Source organism: Vibrio breoganii, assembly GCF_001677275.1.
GTDB lineage: Bacteria > Pseudomonadota > Gammaproteobacteria > Enterobacterales > Vibrionaceae > Vibrio > Vibrio breoganii.
This window is the reverse complement of record NZ_CP016177.1, coordinates 2,418,140-2,434,248: the sequence shown is the minus strand read 5'-3', so window position 1 is coordinate 2,434,248 and position 16,109 is coordinate 2,418,140. Positions and strand designations below refer to the sequence as shown.

Annotated in this window: 12 protein-coding genes; 4 read left to right on the top strand and 8 right to left on the bottom strand. The window is 44.5% G+C overall.

The window, feature by feature from the left end; all coding sequences use genetic code 11:
* The first annotated feature begins 8 nt into the window (after positions 1 to 8).
* The 3 genes from A6E01_RS11260 to A6E01_RS11250 all read left to right on the top strand — a co-directional run bounded on the left by A6E01_RS11260 (position 9) and on the right by A6E01_RS11250 (position 4,160).
* Positions 9 to 986 carry a carbohydrate ABC transporter permease gene (locus A6E01_RS11260; RefSeq protein WP_017026785.1) on the top strand — a complete coding sequence of 326 codons (978 nt, stop codon included), beginning with the start codon at positions 9 to 11 and terminating at the stop codon, positions 984 to 986.
* Positions 983 to 1,816 carry a carbohydrate ABC transporter permease gene (locus A6E01_RS11255; protein ID WP_017026786.1) on the top strand — a complete coding sequence of 278 codons (834 nt, stop codon included), beginning with the start codon at positions 983 to 985 and terminating at the stop codon, positions 1,814 to 1,816. The genes A6E01_RS11260 and A6E01_RS11255 overlap by 4 nt, the downstream gene beginning before the upstream one ends.
* 91 nt (positions 1,817 to 1,907) lie before the next feature.
* Positions 1,908 to 4,160, top strand: coding sequence for an endo-1,4-beta-xylanase (locus A6E01_RS11250; protein ID WP_065210241.1), 2,253 nt, complete (start codon positions 1,908 to 1,910; stop codon positions 4,158 to 4,160).
* A 127-nt stretch (positions 4,161 to 4,287) separates the two neighbouring features.
* On the opposite strand, the gene A6E01_RS11245 is transcribed toward A6E01_RS11250, so the two are convergent.
* From A6E01_RS11245 to A6E01_RS11220, 6 genes are all read right to left on the bottom strand, one after another.
* Entirely contained in the window at positions 4,288 to 5,343 is a 1,056-nt protein-coding gene (locus A6E01_RS11245; RefSeq protein WP_065210240.1) for a glycoside hydrolase family 43 protein, read from the bottom strand.
* 76 nt (positions 5,344 to 5,419) lie between these two features.
* Complete coding sequence (locus tag A6E01_RS11240; protein WP_065210239.1) at positions 5,420 to 7,042, bottom strand: glycoside hydrolase family 43 protein; 1,623 nt, start codon at positions 7,040 to 7,042, stop codon at positions 5,420 to 5,422.
* Between the two features lie 104 nt (positions 7,043 to 7,146).
* Positions 7,147 to 8,466 (bottom strand): xylose isomerase, encoded by a 1,320-nt coding sequence (xylA, locus tag A6E01_RS11235; RefSeq protein ID WP_065210238.1) that lies wholly within the window; start codon positions 8,464 to 8,466, stop codon positions 7,147 to 7,149.
* A gap of 395 nt (positions 8,467 to 8,861) precedes the next feature.
* Positions 8,862 to 10,052: a XylR family transcriptional regulator gene (locus A6E01_RS11230; protein ID WP_038132521.1), complete on the bottom strand. Its 1,191-nt coding sequence runs from the start codon at positions 10,050 to 10,052 to the stop codon at positions 8,862 to 8,864.
* 391 nt (positions 10,053 to 10,443) lie between these two features.
* Positions 10,444 to 12,276, bottom strand: a complete 1,833-nt coding sequence (gene glmS / locus A6E01_RS11225) for a glutamine--fructose-6-phosphate transaminase (isomerizing) (protein ID WP_017026775.1) — start codon at positions 12,274 to 12,276, stop codon at positions 10,444 to 10,446.
* A gap of 56 nt (positions 12,277 to 12,332) precedes the next feature.
* Positions 12,333 to 13,100: a DeoR/GlpR family DNA-binding transcription regulator gene (locus A6E01_RS11220; RefSeq protein WP_017026776.1), complete on the bottom strand. Its 768-nt coding sequence runs from the start codon at positions 13,098 to 13,100 to the stop codon at positions 12,333 to 12,335.
* 345 nt (positions 13,101 to 13,445) lie between these two features.
* On the opposite strand from A6E01_RS11220, the gene nagB reads away from it, so the two are divergent.
* Complete coding sequence (gene nagB, locus A6E01_RS11215) at positions 13,446 to 14,246, top strand: glucosamine-6-phosphate deaminase (RefSeq protein WP_017026777.1); 801 nt, start codon at positions 13,446 to 13,448, stop codon at positions 14,244 to 14,246.
* Positions 14,247 to 14,300: 54 nt separating this feature from the next.
* Here the strand turns inward: nagB and A6E01_RS11210 are convergent, their stop codons facing one another.
* Together A6E01_RS11210 and A6E01_RS11205 are read right to left on the bottom strand one after the other, a co-directional pair.
* Complete coding sequence (locus A6E01_RS11210; RefSeq protein WP_065210237.1) at positions 14,301 to 14,837, bottom strand: MltR family transcriptional regulator; 537 nt, start codon at positions 14,835 to 14,837, stop codon at positions 14,301 to 14,303.
* Positions 14,838 to 14,902: 65 nt separating this feature from the next.
* The gene (locus A6E01_RS11205) at positions 14,903 to 16,051 is read right to left on the bottom strand and encodes a mannitol-1-phosphate 5-dehydrogenase (protein WP_065210236.1); all 1,149 of its coding nucleotides are present in this window, start codon (positions 16,049 to 16,051) and stop codon (positions 14,903 to 14,905) included.
* Positions 16,052 to 16,109 lie beyond the last annotated feature (58 nt).

Below are 16,109 nucleotides of genomic sequence, written 5' to 3'. Positions count from 1 at the left end.
ATAAGATTATGAGTTCTTTATTAGCTACCAGTCCTACTTCGCCACAAAAGAGTCGTTTTTGGCTGCGCAAAGGCAACAAAGTTGCCCCTTATATTTTTGTGCTGCCATTCTTCGTAATATTTGGCATCTTCGGATTATTTCCACTTTTATTTTCTTTGTATTTGTCATTCCATTATTGGGAGCCTGCAGCGGGTCTCGCTGCAATGGAGTGGGTAGGTATTGAGAACTATACATTCGCCCTACAAGATGAATGGTTCCAAACCTCAATATATAACACCTTTGTTATTGCCCTTAAGTCGGGTATTCCGCAACACGCTGTTGCTCTGCCGTTAGCATTTTTCATTCATACTAGCTTTATGAGAATGCGAAATACCGTGATTGGTATTTACTTTGTTCCTTACATTACGTCTACGGTCGCGATCTCTTTGGTATTCACTACCTTATTCTCGCGTGATTTTGGCATGATCAACCAGGTGCTTACCTCACTGGGTAACTTCACTATTGCTGATATCAAGGTTCTGTCGTGGCTATTCCCTACAGAGAACATTGATTGGGCTAAACCTGCCTATACCAAAGATATGATCTCATTTGTGGTCTTCTGGCGATTTGTTGGCTGGAACACCGTGTTGTACTTGTCAGCACTGCAGACTATTCCAAAAGATATCTATGAAGCAGCCATCATCGATGGTGCGAACCGTTATCAGCAGTTCCTGCATATCACCTTGCCAATGCTAAAACCGATGGCCTTCTTTGCAGTAACACTCACCATCATCGGTAACCTGCAGTTGTTTGAAGAACCCTTCATCATCACTGGCGGTACTGGTGGCTTAGAGCAAGCGGGTAAGACAGCCGCGATGCACATGTACATCACAGCATTCGTTGAAAGTGACTTTGGTACAGCGTCAGCAATCTCTTGGATTCTATTCATGATTATTGCCGGATTGACGCTAATAAATAACAAGCTTTTAGGTGGGAACAACCAATGAGAAAAGTAATAGAAAAAGATAAGCTCATTGCCTACGGTTTTGTAGCCGTTGGAGCAGTAATCATGATTGCTCCGTTCTACTTCATGTTTATATTCTCCTCTCATTCGAATGCGGGCATCTTGTCTGTACCGCCACCGATTGGGTTGGGTGATTACTTAGTAGAAAACTTTAATACCTTATTGGAGTTTCTACCTTACTTTTGGCACAACCTTGGCTTGAGTTTATATGTTGCCATTGTGGTGACCTTCTTGAACCTATTGTTCTGTTCACTGGCTGGCTACGCCTTCGCTATGTTTGACTTTAAGTTCAAGAACGCGCTTTTTGTTGGCATTATGGCGACCATGTTGCTACCTCCATTCCTAGGAATGATCCCAACGGCAATGATCATGTCTACTATCGGTTGGATGAACGATCCTAAGGCACTGATCATCCCTGCGGCTTGTGGAGCGATGGGGATCTTCATGATGCGACAGTTCATTGCAAGCTCTATTCCTAAAGAGCTGGTTGAAGCGGCGCGAATGGATGGCTGTGGTGAGTTTAAGATCTACTACCGAGTTATCGTGCCTCTAATTACGCCTGCATTCGGTACTTTAGGTTTGATTACCTTTATCGGAACATGGAACAACTTCATGGGACCTTTGGTGGTAATGAACGACATGAAGATGTTTACAGTGCCGCTGGCTCTTCGTGCCCTGCAGGGAACGGGACAAGTGCCTTGGGGCGCCGTCTCTATCGGTGCTGCCATCGCAGTATTGCCACTACTTATTCTATTTATACTGGCATCACGTCGACTCATCGACGGACTTACCTCTGGTGCTGTTAAAGGATAAACCTTCACCTACTCACTATTTGATGACAACCACATACTGGATGCTACTAAGGCATCCAGTTGTGTAATTGCATCTAGAAAAGGAAATAAAGATGAGAAAGTTACTTTTCCCTTCGCTCTGTCTCGCATTACTCTCAGCTTGCTCCGCCGAACAATCCAATCAGCCCACTCAAGAAACCACACCCGCTATGGCTAAACCGGGCGAACTTCCGGGTATGCCTCTTAAATCTCTGGCTGATCAAATCAACCTTGCGATAGGTGCTGCGGTAGAGACTCGACACTTAGAAGACCCTCTATTTCGTCAGGTATTGATCCGCGACTTTTCGCAAATCACGCCAGAGAATGAGATGAAGTTTAGCTATGTTCAGCCCGAGCGTGGTCAGTTCGATTTTAGTAAAGCAGACCAACTCGTTGAGTTTGCTGAAGAGCATGACATGGTCGTCAAAGGACACGCCCTCGTTTGGCACATCCAAAACCCTAAATGGCTAGAAGAAACCAAATGGACTAAAGAAGAGCTGAGTGAGGTTCTAGAGCAGCACATTAAGACAGTGGTCGGCCATTATAAAGGTCGGGTAGCTTACTGGGATGTGGTCAACGAAGCCTTTAATGACAACGGCACCTTTAGAGAAACACTGTGGTATCAAGTATTAGGTGAAGAATATATCGAGATGGCTTTTCGATGGGCGCATGAAGCGGATCCCGATGCTGTGCTGTTTTATAACGATTACTCCACAGAAGCCATGGGGCCTAAATCCAATGCCGTGTATCGTCACTTAAAGGCCTTGCTAGATAAAGGTGTGCCAATCCATGGCGTAGGTACGCAGTTACACCTGATGAGTGAATACCCTATTGGTGAGGCGTCTATCGCCCGCAATATTGAACGATTCTCTGAGATTGGACTGGATACGCACTTCACTGAGATAGATGTGCGTATGCGAGACAGTGAAGGTCAGGCGGGGCTCAATGACCAAGCAAAGCATTATGAGACGTTAATGAAGCTTGCGGCCTATTATCCTGAAGTGGACATGTATACCACCTGGGGATTAAGTGACAAATACTCTTGGGTGCCGTCTTGGTTTGAGGGTTACGGCAGAGCCTTGATGCTGGATAAAGACTACCGCGCAAAACCGGCCTATTTGGCGGTGCAAGATGTATTGGTGGATGCGGTAACCGGAAACTTTGGCTATGAACCCATTACCGACCTAAGTAATGCAAAACGCCATGTCAGCCCATTCAATGCTAAGCCTTTGTCGTCAGAATCATTAAATGCTGAAGCTGTGGTTTATTACCCATTTGTTTACAACCAACTTAATGGCAAAGACCAAAGACTGCCTAACTCAGAGACGGTGAGCGGCAAATGGGGCGTGGGTTACTACAAGAACAAACTCATAGGCCAAGTGATTCGCTCAGACGAGACAACGGTGACCAACCATAGCCTTGTGCATGAGAATGACAATGTTGAGGTGTTCATTCGACTTGGTGAACAATACTGGCAGTTCCGTTCAATCGTAGGCCAAGACTTTGCTCCGTTAGGTTTCCCTGGAAAAGCCTCTGGAACTTGGAGTGACGACGGTAAGGTGTTTGATTTTGTCATTGAATTTGACGGTTTTGAAGACTTAGTGGGTGAGACGTTAGGCTTTAATATTGCGCTATCGGATAATGATAACGATACAGACGATGGCAACCGCAAAGCTCAGCTTTATCCGCTGACGGGTAACAACGTGGGTTGGCAGGGAGAAGAGTTTGGCGAGCTGTTCATGAATGGACAGAATGCTGTTGTGTCACCGAATCCAATCTCTACACCACCGACGTTTTCTATGAGTCAATTAAGCAAGGCACCAAGCAGTTCTGATGATGCTGTTTGGGAAAATGCCTATCGTTACTCGTTTGCTTTTAATCAGCTAAATCAGAGGGATATGAGCTTTGATGATACGGATGTATCGGGCTCGTGGCAGGTTGGTGTTCACGGTAAATGGTTGTACGGTGTTGTAGAAAGACAAGATGATGTGACCTTTACTGGCGCTGAACAAAGCTATGAAAACGATAACGTTGAGGTGTTTGTTCAGCAGGGCGACAAGGATATGACGCAGTTTAGAACTGTGGTTGGGAAAGGTTTTGAGCCGACCAACTATGCACTTGGCTATGAAGCGCAATGGAACGAGGAGGGCACACAGTTAATGTTTGCTATTGAACTTGATTCAGAGCTAAAAGATGGCGAAAGCATTCAGTGGAATATTGCCCTGTCAGACAACGACGGAGAGGGACGTAACTATCAACTTTACCCAGTACCGGGGAGCAATATGTCTTATCTTGGTGAGGAGTTAACTAGGATAACCTTGCGTTAGATTATTGAGTAAATTGAAATAGAGGTGGCTTAGGTCACCTCTTTTTTTGTGCCTAGATAATTAACAGAAACCATAAAAAACGCACACCGTTTTGGTGTGCGCTTGAAGGGGAATTGGTGTCTTAATTTTAGATATCGAGATAAGGAGTAATGGTTTGAATACTGCCATCTTCGTTATGAATCAGCTCTGTCATCTTGATATTGCGAAGGTGTGTCTGACCTCCGGATAAGGTGCTGTCATGGTAGAACAAGTACCACTTACCTTCAAACTCAGCAATTGAGTGGTGAGTTGTCCAGCCTAAAACTGGTTCTAAAATAACGCCTTGATAAGTAAACGGACCATACGGTGACTCGCTGGTGGCATACACTATTTTATGGGTATCACCGGTAGAGTATGAGAAGTAGTAAGTATCGTTGTGTTTGTGTAGCCATGGGCCCTCAAAGTAACGACGGTCGGTATCTCCTGCTAGAAGCAGGTCTCCATTCTCATCAAGGATCTCGATGTCACGAGGTGTTTCTGCAAGATCAACCATGTTGTCTGCGAGTTTGGCCACTTTTGGTAAAAGGGCTAGTTCGTGATCTTGTGGGAATATCTCTTCACCATATTGGTTATCACGCCAATTTTGCAGTTGACCGCCCCATAGGCCACCAATGTAAAGGTAGTATTGGTTATCCTCATCTTGGAATACCGCAGGATCAATACTGTAGGTACCTTGGATGTGAGTTTCTTCTGGGGTAAAAGGACCTTCTGGTTGGTCTGCGACTGCCACGCCTATATGAAAGATGCCCTCGGCATTTTTAGCAGGGAAATACAGGTAATATTTACCGTCTTTCTCAGCGGCATCTGGCGCCCACATTTGACGCTCTGCCCATTTCACGTCTTTAACGTCTAGTGCATTGCCGTGATCTGTTGCCTTGCCAAAAGGTTGGTCAAGAGAGATGACATGGTAATCACGCATATCAAAGTGATCACCGTTGTCGTTTAGAGGCTGATCCGTTTCGATATCATGAGAAGGATAGATGTAGATCTTGCCATTAAAAACATGCGCGGAGGGATCCGCTGTATACATGTGGGTAACCAAAGGCGAAGAGATCGGCTTTAGTGAGCTAGCACGCTCAAGATCGCGTGCCGTTACCTTCTCTGCATCACTCAGTTCGCTTGCTGTTGCTGTCGTGTCATTCATAATATTCTCACTCAAATAGTCATTTAATCTTTTAACAGCACACTACCTGATTGGGCAATGCGCTTTTTGTTGGGTTTTATTGCTTGTCTTGATGTTCGATGTAGTCGAAATACTCAAAGTCAGCAGCTCGCTTTTGTCCGCGAATATCAGCAGCAAATAACGCTGCAAAACTGCCGGTGAAACGGAAGATATCTGGGCCACCTTCATCGGACAGTGGCGTACTGTTTAGAGAAGGGCCTATCTGTTGCCAAGTCTGTCCGTCTAATGAATAACTAAAGCGATACCACTGGCAATCGAGCTCGAGACGCATAAAGACAGCGTCGGTATCACCAATAAACACCTCCTCAGAATACTCCCCGTAGACATCGTTTATATTTCCAACTATTTGTAGCAGTCTGTTTCCTTCATCATCGGCGCTCATCTTTAAGAAATAGTGGCCATTGCGCGAGTAGTAGGCGCACAAGCCGGCCATCTCATAAGGCGTTTCAGGTGCAAACTCTAGCTTAGTTTCTACGGTGCAATAGAAAGCCTGAAAGCGGCGAGCCAGTATGCTTTGATCGTACCTTGACGAGAGATAGTGGCGGCCCTTTAGTCTCAAATACCCTGGGCGCTCGGTTAGAGACAACCAAGACTCGTCAGCGGGCTCTCTTAGTGTTTGATAATCAACTGCAAGGGTTGTGGATTCGAAGTTGTCACGACTTGGTTTACTTGGCCAAGGATGAGGCTGAAGATCTGGAGCCTCTACTTCGAGGGCAGGTATACGACCTGAAGTGACATAAGGCCAACCCTCTTGCCAGTGCGCTTTTTGAATCGCCGATTCACGCCCAAGAATCGAGTAGCCATTGTCATAATCGGGTATAAATTGATAGCCCTCTGGATTTGGAATGCGTCTGCTACATAGATGGCTTAAATACCACTCACCATTTTGGGTCTCAACAAAGAAGCCGTGTCCAGCACGCTCAAGAGGCGCATTTTCTTGAAAGCGCGTAGTTAGGATTGGGTTTTCAGGATGAACCTCATAAGGCCCCAATATATTCTTAGAACGACATACAGTGACAGCATGATTACGATCAGTGCCACCTTCTGCAGTAATTAGGTAGTAGTAGCCGTCTTTCTTGAGGATCTGTGGCCCTTCGGTACAGCCAAGTTGGGTGCCTTTGAACACATTGTGCGGCTTTCCAACCAGAGACTGTGTATCGACGTCAAATTCTTGAACTACAATGCCACCAAAGAAATTGGTTTTTTGTCTACCATCCCACACCATATTGACCATGTATTTCTTGCCGTCGTCATCATGAAACAGTGAAGGATCAAAGCCATAGTTTCCTATGGAAACTGGCTCACTCCATGGACCTTCGATGTCCTCTGCGGTCACAACAAAGCAAGGGGTTGCCATCCAGTTGCCACCTCGACATGAGTGTACGTTGGAAAAACAAACCCAGAACTTACCGTCAGCATAAGTAAGAGTAGGGGCGTAGACACCTTCAGAGTTATCCATGCCTTTCATGTCTAGTTGTGAGGTGCGAGTAAGAACATGCCCGGCGAGACGCCAGTTGACTAGGTCTTTAGAATGGTGGATCTGAATGCCAGGAAACCACTCGAACGTTGAAGTGGCAATGTAATAATCATCGCCCACTCGAACTATGGAAGGATCGGGGTTAAAGCCTTTAAGTATTGGGTTTTGGATTACATGTGTCATTGTCATTTCTTATTCTTGTAGTTCACTGCGAATTTGTTTATTAAAAAGCCCGAGAACCTTAATGTATATGGTGCTCGGGCTCGATTGGTTAACGTATCGCTTTGTTATTTAAAAATAAAGTTGTTAACGATGTTTTCTAGGTGCTCTTGACGACCCGATACCATCTTAGGTGCAATGTTTTTCTCTTGAGCAAACTTAGCCACTTGTTCAAGGTTCATTTCACCGCTTAGGATTTTCTTACCTAGGTCGTCATTCCAGCCTGCGTAGCGCTCAGAAGTCAGCTTACCTAGCACGTCGTTTTCTAGCATTGCGGCTGCATTTTCTAGAGATTTCGCCATCACATCCATGCCGCCGATATGGCCGTGGAATAGGTCTTCAGCGTCGATAGATGGGCGACGAAGGCGGGCATCAAAGTTAAAGCCACCAGTGGTAAAGCCACCTGCTTTCAGGATTTCGTACATCACTAATGTGTTTTCTTCAACGCTGTTAGGGAACTGGTCAGTATCCCAACCTAGCTGAGCATCACCACGGTTTGCATCAATAGAGCCGAATAGACCTAGAGAGGTCGCAGTTGCCACCTCATGGTGGAAGCTGTGCCCTGCAAGAGTAGCGTGGTTTGCTTCGATGTTGACCTTGATTTCATCTTCTAGGCCGTATTGCTTCAAGAAGCCATATACAGTCGCTGTATCGTAGTCGTATTGGTGCTTAGTCGGCTCTTGTGGCTTTGGCTCAATCAAGATAGTGCCGTTAAAGCCAATCTTGTGTTTGTGCTCAACCACCATCTGCATTAGGCGGCCTAATTGCTCGCGCTCTTGGCGAAGGTCAGTGTTAAGCAGTGTTTCGTAGCCTTCACGGCCACCCCAAAGCACGTAGTTCTCACCACCTAGACGCTTAGTTGCGCCCATAGCGTTGAAAATTTGAGTTGCCGCATACGCAAACACTTTCGGGTCAGGGTTAGTGCCTGCACCTGACATGTAGCGAGGATTAGAGAAGGCGTTGGCTGTACCCCAAAGTAGTTTGGTGCCGGTTTCGGCTTGTTTCTGCTCTAGTACGTCAACCATAGTTTGGAAGTTGTTGATGTACTCTTTGATAGAGTTGCCTTCAGGAGCCACATCGGTGTCGTGGAAACAGTAGTAAGGCACGGTTAGCTTTGAGAAGAAATCGAAGGCGTGGTCGGCTTTCATGCGAGCCACTTCCATTGGGTCGTTGCTTTTTAGCCACGGACGGTCGTAAGTGCCAGCGCCAAATACGTCAGAGCCAGCCCAGCAGAAGTTGTGCCAGTAGCATGCAGCAAAGCGCAGGTGCTCTTTCATGCTTTTGCCCAGTACCATTTTGTCGGCGTCGTAGTGGCGGAAAGCAAGAGGGTTTGAAGACTCGGTGCCTTCAAATTTAATTTTATTAATGTTTTTAAAGAATTCGGTCATAATCGTAATATCCAAAATGAGTAACAGGCTTCGATAGTCATAATTTACTTTTTATCTCATTCCTTCAATTACGATTTTTAGTACTAAAATTCATGTATTTGTTATTTGTGCGACAAGTCTCATTCAGGAACTGAAAAACGTTTCTCGAATTATTTGTGATGGATTATTGAGCAAGCCTTATCAGTTTTTAGATGTTTATCACATAAACCAGATTGCATAATTAAGTTGCTAATAACAGTAATTTCAATCAATCGCCTAGGTATTACTATTTAAATTGATTGATATAATAATTACTGATTGATTATTTATAATAAGCTCACCCCCAAACAGAGCTTTAATTAATAAAGCCCCGTATTTATAACGGGGCTTTTTAATATGAAAGAGTTTTTACTTCTCTAAGCTGACTTTTCTCTAAAGTCTTTAGGTGTCATTTCAAAGTTCTTTTTAAATACCGTATACATGTATTGTAACGATGGGTAGCCACAGACCTCTGCGATATCATTGATCGAGAGTGAGGTGCTGGTGAGTAGGTTGCAAGCTCTCTTCAATTTTGAGTTATGAATCTCTTGATGGATAGAGTGTCCTCTGGCCTCTTTAAATCGCACTTCCATGTTTGAACGAGAGATACCCACATAGCTGAGTACCTGATCGACCTTGATTCCTTTGCAGGCATTGTGACGAATAAAGTGCATCGCCTGAATCACATAAGGATCGTTTAAGGCCTGGTAGTCAGTGCTTTGACGCTCATACACCATTGATGGTGGAATCATGACTCTAGGTCTTGCTGTAGGAACTAAGGCTGCATTTTCAGAGTTAGCTTGGGTATCTAAGATGTTGTGGAGCATCTTAGCCGCGCGATAACCCATTTCCTTACTACCTTGAGCCACAGAGCTCAGGGATACTCTTGTGAGGTATCGAGTTACCTCTTCATTGTCGATGCCAATCACAGCAACTTTGTCAGGGACCATGATGTTTAAATGGCTGCATACCTGCAACAGATGTCTAGCTCTTGAGTCTGTTACTGCAATAATCCCTGTGGGGGTTGGAAGCCTTTGTAGCCAATCAGCAAGGCGGTTCATATCATATTGCCAACTGCCTGATGAGGTCTCATTGCCACGAAACACTGCGCTAGCATAGCCCTCGCGAGCGACGATGTTTTTGAATGCCTTTTCTCTTTCGCTGGCCCAGCGGCGACAAGGCGCATCAGGGATGCCATAAAAAGCAAAATTTTGTAGCCCTTTGCCTTTTAGGTGTTGGAATGCCATTTCCACTAAGGCTTGGTTATCTGTAGCCACATAGGGGACGTCGGGGTAATCATTTTCAGACTGGTAAGAGCCACCCACGCCGACCACAGGAATGTTTGAGTTTGAAAGTAAGCGCTCTATCTCCGGATTGTCAAAATCTGCAATGATGCCATCGCCTTGCCAAGCTTGAACATTCTCCAAGTGAGTCGTAAAGTCTTCCTCAAGAAAAATATCCCAGTCACACTGAGTTGCTTGTAAGTATTCGCCAATGCCTTCAATTACTTGTCGGTCATAAACCTTATTTGCATTGAATAGCAAGTTTATTCGATATTTCCTATCCATAAAAACAATAAGCCATAGAGTCAAAACAAAGTCGCATGAGTCTACCAGTAGAGTGCAAACTCATACACTGAGTCAATACGATGTTGTGATCTTAAACTCATTCGGTGAATATAATAAACGTGATACGAAAAAACATAATGAACACTTTCACAATGAAGATATCTTAGATAAATAAAAAGATAGGTTAAACCTGTAACTTATATACCAATCTAGTAACCAAGTCTTAACAGTCTGTATAAAGAGTAGAATAACCTGTAATGATTAGTTATTAATAATATATCGAATGGAGTTTTATTTACTTGTTGATTAATTATATGTAATGGCGATTATTATAAGTTTGATAATAAAAAAGGGACCAAAGGTCCCTTTAATTCATAAACTTATGTTTTGCTTACTCAACAGTAACCGCTTTTGCTAGGTTACGAGGTTGGTCTACATCGGTACCTTTGATCAATGCTACGTGGTACGACAGTAGCTGCATTGGAACTGTGTAGAAGATAGGCGCTGTAATTTCATTTACATGAGGCATCTTGATGATCTTCATGTTTTCATCGCTCTCAAAGCCCGCTTTTTCGTCAGCAAATACATACAGTAGTCCACCACGTGCACGTACTTCTTCAACGTTAGATTTCAGCTTCTCTAGAAGCTCGTTGTTTGGTGCGATAACCACTACTGGCATATCGGCATCAATAAGAGCAAGAGGACCGTGCTTTAATTCACCTGCTGCATAAGCTTCAGCATGGATGTAAGAGATCTCTTTGAGTTTAAGAGATGCTTCCATAGCAATTGGGTAGTACTCACCGCGGCCTAGGAATAATGTATGGTGCTTGTCAGCAAAATCAGGGGCTAGAGCTTCGATTTCTTTATCGAACGCTAGCGCTTTTTCAATAGCCGTTGGCAGTTCATGTAGAGCTTGAACAATCTCAGCTTCACGAGCTGAATCGACGCGACCTTGCAGACGACCAATTGAAACTACCATCATCAGCATTGCTGCAAGTTGAGTGGTGAATGCTTTTGTTGAAGCAACACCGATCTCTGTTCCTGCGCGAGTCATGAAGGCAAAATCAGATTCACGAACAAGAGAAGAGCCTGCCACGTTACAGATGGTCATTGCCGCCATGTAACCTTTTTCTTTTGCTAGGCGAAGTGCAGCTAGCGTATCGGCCGTTTCACCTGATTGAGAAAGAGTCACAAGTAGGCTGTTTGGACGAGTTACGAATTTGCGGTAACGGAACTCAGATGCGATTTCTACGTCACAGCTTACACCAGCGATAGATTCGAACCAGTAACGAGCAGCCATGCCTGAGTTGTATGAAGTACCACAAGCAATGATCTGAACGTGTTCTACCTTGCTAAGGATTTCTTCTGCTTTAACGCCGATAGCGTTAGTGATGACTGAATCTGCAGAGATACGGCCTTCCATAGTGCTAATTAGCGCTGTAGGTTGCTCGAAGATCTCTTTTTGCATGAAGTGACGGTATTTACCTTTATCACCTGCATCGTGCTCAGCGTTAGATTCGTGCTCTTCACGCTCTACTGAGTGACCTTCTGCATCGAAGATAGATACGTCACGGCGAGTGATTTCTGCGATATCACCTTCTTCTAGGTAGATGAAGCGACGCGTTACGTTAAGTAGCGCTAGCTGATCTGAAGCAAGAAAGTTCTCACCTACACCTAAACCAATCACAATTGGGCTACCAGAGCGAGCGACAACGATACGGCTTGGGTCTTTGCGATCAACTGCTACTGTGCCGTAAGCACCATCTAGTTGCTTAGCGGTCTTTTGTAGAGCCTCAACTAGAGATGCTGATGTTCTTAGTTCCCACTCAACTAGGTGAGCAATAACTTCAGTATCGGTTTGAGAAGTAAAGACATAGCCACGGCCAACTAAAAGCTCACGCAGCTCTTCGTGGTTTTCGATGATGCCATTGTGCACAACAGCAATGTCACCCGACATATGAGGGTGAGCGTTTACTTCACTTGGCTCGCCGTGCGTTGCCCAGCGAGTGTGTGCGATACCTGTACCGCCTAGAACGTTTTGTGCATCTACAGCGTCTGCAAGTTCTTGAACCTTACCTAAGCGGCGAACGCGAGTTAGGTTTGACTCTGCGTCAACAACAGCAACACCTGCTGAGTCGTAACCACGGTACTCAAGACGACGAAGGCCTTCGACAAGGATCTCTGCTACATCACGCTGTGCTACTGCACCAACAATTCCACACATGTTTTATTCTCCGGTTTGTCTTTACGTATACAGCAAAGACGATAGTAGTTTTAAATTTAGTTGGCTGCTCGGATAACGCGAACAGCTTTTGATTCGATAATTTGTTTGTATTCGTCAGACAGGTTTTTATCGGTAATTACGATATCGATGCTGTCCCAAGCGAGTTCTAAGTTGGGAATGCGACGACCAATCTTGTCTGACTCAATCATGACGATAACCTGGCGAGATACCTCAGCCATCACGCGACTTAAACCAATAAGTTCATTAAAGGTAGTCGTTCCTCGCTCAAGGTCGATACCATCGGCGCCAACAAACAGCTGGTCAAAATCGTACGAACGAAGAGCTGCTTCGGCGACTTGGCCTTGAAATGAGTCTGAATGTGCATCCCAAGTGCCACCAGTCATCAATAGGGTCGGCTCACTCTCTAGCTCATTAAGCGCATTCGCTGCGGTTAATGAATTGGTCATTACCACTAAGCCTTTCTTGGTATTTAGCTTAGAAATAAGAGCACCAGTGGTGCTGCCGCTATCGATTAATATTCGATTGTGGTCACGAACCAAGGAGGCGGCGACTGAGGCTAGAGATAGCTTCTCTTCTGAAATCAGTATATTGAGCTCTTCGGCTACCGTTTCGGTTGGGATAGAGACGGCGCCACCATAGCGACGGAGTAGCTGTCCACTTTGTTCTAACGATGCGAGGTCTTTACGAATAGTAACTTCTGATGTATCAAAGCGTTTTGCTAGTTCTTCAACAGTCACTTCGCCTTGTTCCTCTACAAGAGAGGCGATAGCACTGCGTCGAATTTGAGTATTTCGTTTAGTCATATTCGGTTTCTTTCGTTTTAGTGGGTGCATTCTTTCATATCGAAACTTAAATGTCTACACTTCGAAAGCCAGTCGAAACCAGTAAGGTCACGGCCTTTTGTCATAAGGTACTGTTATTTATGAATTGAAAAGCATAATTTTCGAAGAGAATTATTTGGGTGTTTACGCTTGCTATCTTTCGTTTAGAAAGGCAATGAAAGGGCATTTATTGAAGGTTTAAGGCCTGAGTTTTGCTGATTATGGCTGATCTAGGTCAAAAAATCGCTAATAAGGGTTGGACAAAATTACTACTTATTTTACACTACAAAAAAACATTAAAACCCTAATTACTAGAAAGGTAGAGTTATGAGACTGATTCCGTTAAGCAATGCTGAAAAAGTAGGTAAGTGGGCTGCTCGTCATATCGTTGCAAGCATCAACAAGTTCCAACCAACAGCAGAGCGACCATTTGTTCTGGGTCTACCAACAGGTGGCACTCCACTAACCACTTACAAAGCATTAATTGAATTGTATAAAGCGGGTGAAGTGAGCTTCAAGAACGTTGTTACCTTCAACATGGATGAGTATGTAGGCATTGACCCTGAGCATCCAGAATCTTATCGCTCTTTCATGTACAACAACTTCTTTAATCATGTTGATGTTCAAGAAGAAAACATCAACCTGCTTGATGGCTTGGCTGACGATATCGATGCTCACTGCGCAGCATACGAAGCTAAAATGAAGTCTTACGGCAAGATTAACCTATTCATGGGTGGTGTTGGTATTGATGGGCACATTGCTTTCAATGAGCCAGGCTCATCTCTATCATCGCGTACACGTATCAAGACTCTAACTGAAGATACTCGCATTGCGAACTCTCGCTTCTTTGATGGCGACATCAACCAAGTTCCAAAATACGCACTAACTATCGGCGTTGCTACTTTGCTTGATGCGGAAGAAGTGATGATTCTTTCCCTAGGCCACAACAAAGCGCAAGCATTGCAAATGGCAGTTGAAGGCAGCGTAAACCACATGTGGACAGTGACGGCTCTACAGCTTCACAATAAGGCAATCATCGTTGCTGATGAACCAGCACAGCAAGAGCTTAAAGTGAAAACGGTTAAGTACTTTAACGAGCTAGAAGCTGAGAACATCAAAGATCTATAAGCTTGGTTCGATTGAATAGTTAATAAAAAACCACCGCAAGGTGGTTTTTTTGTCTTAGGAGGTTAAGTCATTTTCACGACAGAGTTTGTTGATGATATCCGTGATGGCGAGCACTAGGGTAGAGCGTACTCTCTGGAAGTGCCGAGTTAGAAACATGTCTAATGTGGCGCCACTCATACCTTCAGCAAAGGTCGCATCAAACTCAAGTGGCATAATGCCCTTAATTGAGTTTATCTTGTTGAGCTCAAATAACACATCAACCTCTGTGAAGCTGACTTCTTCTCCCTGAATCTTAGCCCATTCCCTTAACGTCACGAAGATCTCTATATCGTCGTAAATCTCTTTGGAGATACTTCCTAACCCTAACAAAAGCTTGGTTCTTACTTGGATTTCCCCTAAAGGACCATCGTTCGTTAGTAAGGGATCAACCACAAATTTAACCGCATAATCATCTTTGAAAAAGATACTCTTGAGCAATGCGTCAACGGTATCGTCTAATGCATCATAGGCAGTTAGCAGGCACTCGTGAGCGCTCTCTGCTTCAGAAAGGGCCTCAAGGAGTTCTGTTTCATGCTCAGGGGTTATGGGCATACTACTCTTATTGTTGTGGGGACTAAAATTAAAAGGCGCCTCATAAGAGGCACCTATTGTTTGGATCATTTAATCGCTAGGTAAGCTTGTTCCGCTAGTTTAACAACTTCAGCATCAACATTCAGCTCAGAGTAGTGCGCTAATGTCTCAGCAAAGCCTTTTTCAGCAAACATAGCTTGAAGTTCAACTGCTTGTGGATCGTCGTCATTCTTATAATGGAATGCAGCAGCGATACCTTTTAGCAGGTGCGTGTTCGGTAGGTTGTACTCTAGAGTACCGTTAAGCGGCTTGATCAAACGGTCTTGAGGGCTTAGCTTACGAATAGGTTGGCGGCCTACGCGATCCACTTCATCACGAAGGAACGGGTTGGCGAATCGACCAAGAATCTTTTGAATGTAAGCAGCGTGAGCTTCAGGGTCGAAGCCGTAGCGACGAATCAATACTTCACCACTTTCTTCCATTGCCGCTTGTACTTCTGCAAGAATCGCAGGATCTTCGATAGAATCCTTGATGGTCTCGTGACCTGCAAGAACGCCGAGATATGCAGTGATTAAGTGGCCAGTGTTCAGGGTAAATAGTTTACGCTCAACAAATGCCATTAGGTTATCAGTGCATTCCATACCAGGGATGTTAGGAATCTCGCCCTTGAATTGAGTTTGATCGACGATCCACTCACTAAAGGTTTCAACGGTCACGGCTAGTGGGTCCGTTTCACCTTCTTCTGCTGGTGGAACGATACGGTCTACTGCTGAATCAACAAAGCCTACATATTGGTCGGCTTTCGCTTGTGCTTCATCACTTAGGTGGCCGTAAACGGCTTCTTTAAGCTGAGTCGTACCACGTACCATGTTTTCACAAGCAATGATGTTTAGTGGTGCTTCATTACCTTGTGAGAAACGTAGCTCAAGGCCTTGTGCGATGGTTTTTGAGATGATGTTTAGAACCGTTGGTCCTACTGCAGTTGTCACCATGTCTGACTCTGCAATGCAGTTCACAACTTCAGGGCTAGTTGAGTTAACAGCGGTTACGTTTGAAACTGTGTCTACAACACAATCTGCGCCAACAACCTTAACTGAATATTCATTTCGCTCGATAAGAGCGTTCACTACAGTTTCATTTACATCTGCAAATGTCACTGCGATACCAGCGTCAGCAAGCAGCTTACCGATAAAACCACGACCAATGTTACCTGCGCCAAAATGTAAAGCTTTCATAACAGTACCTAACCAATAGAAATTAATAAAAATAAAAAGGAGGCCAGCGTAATAATAA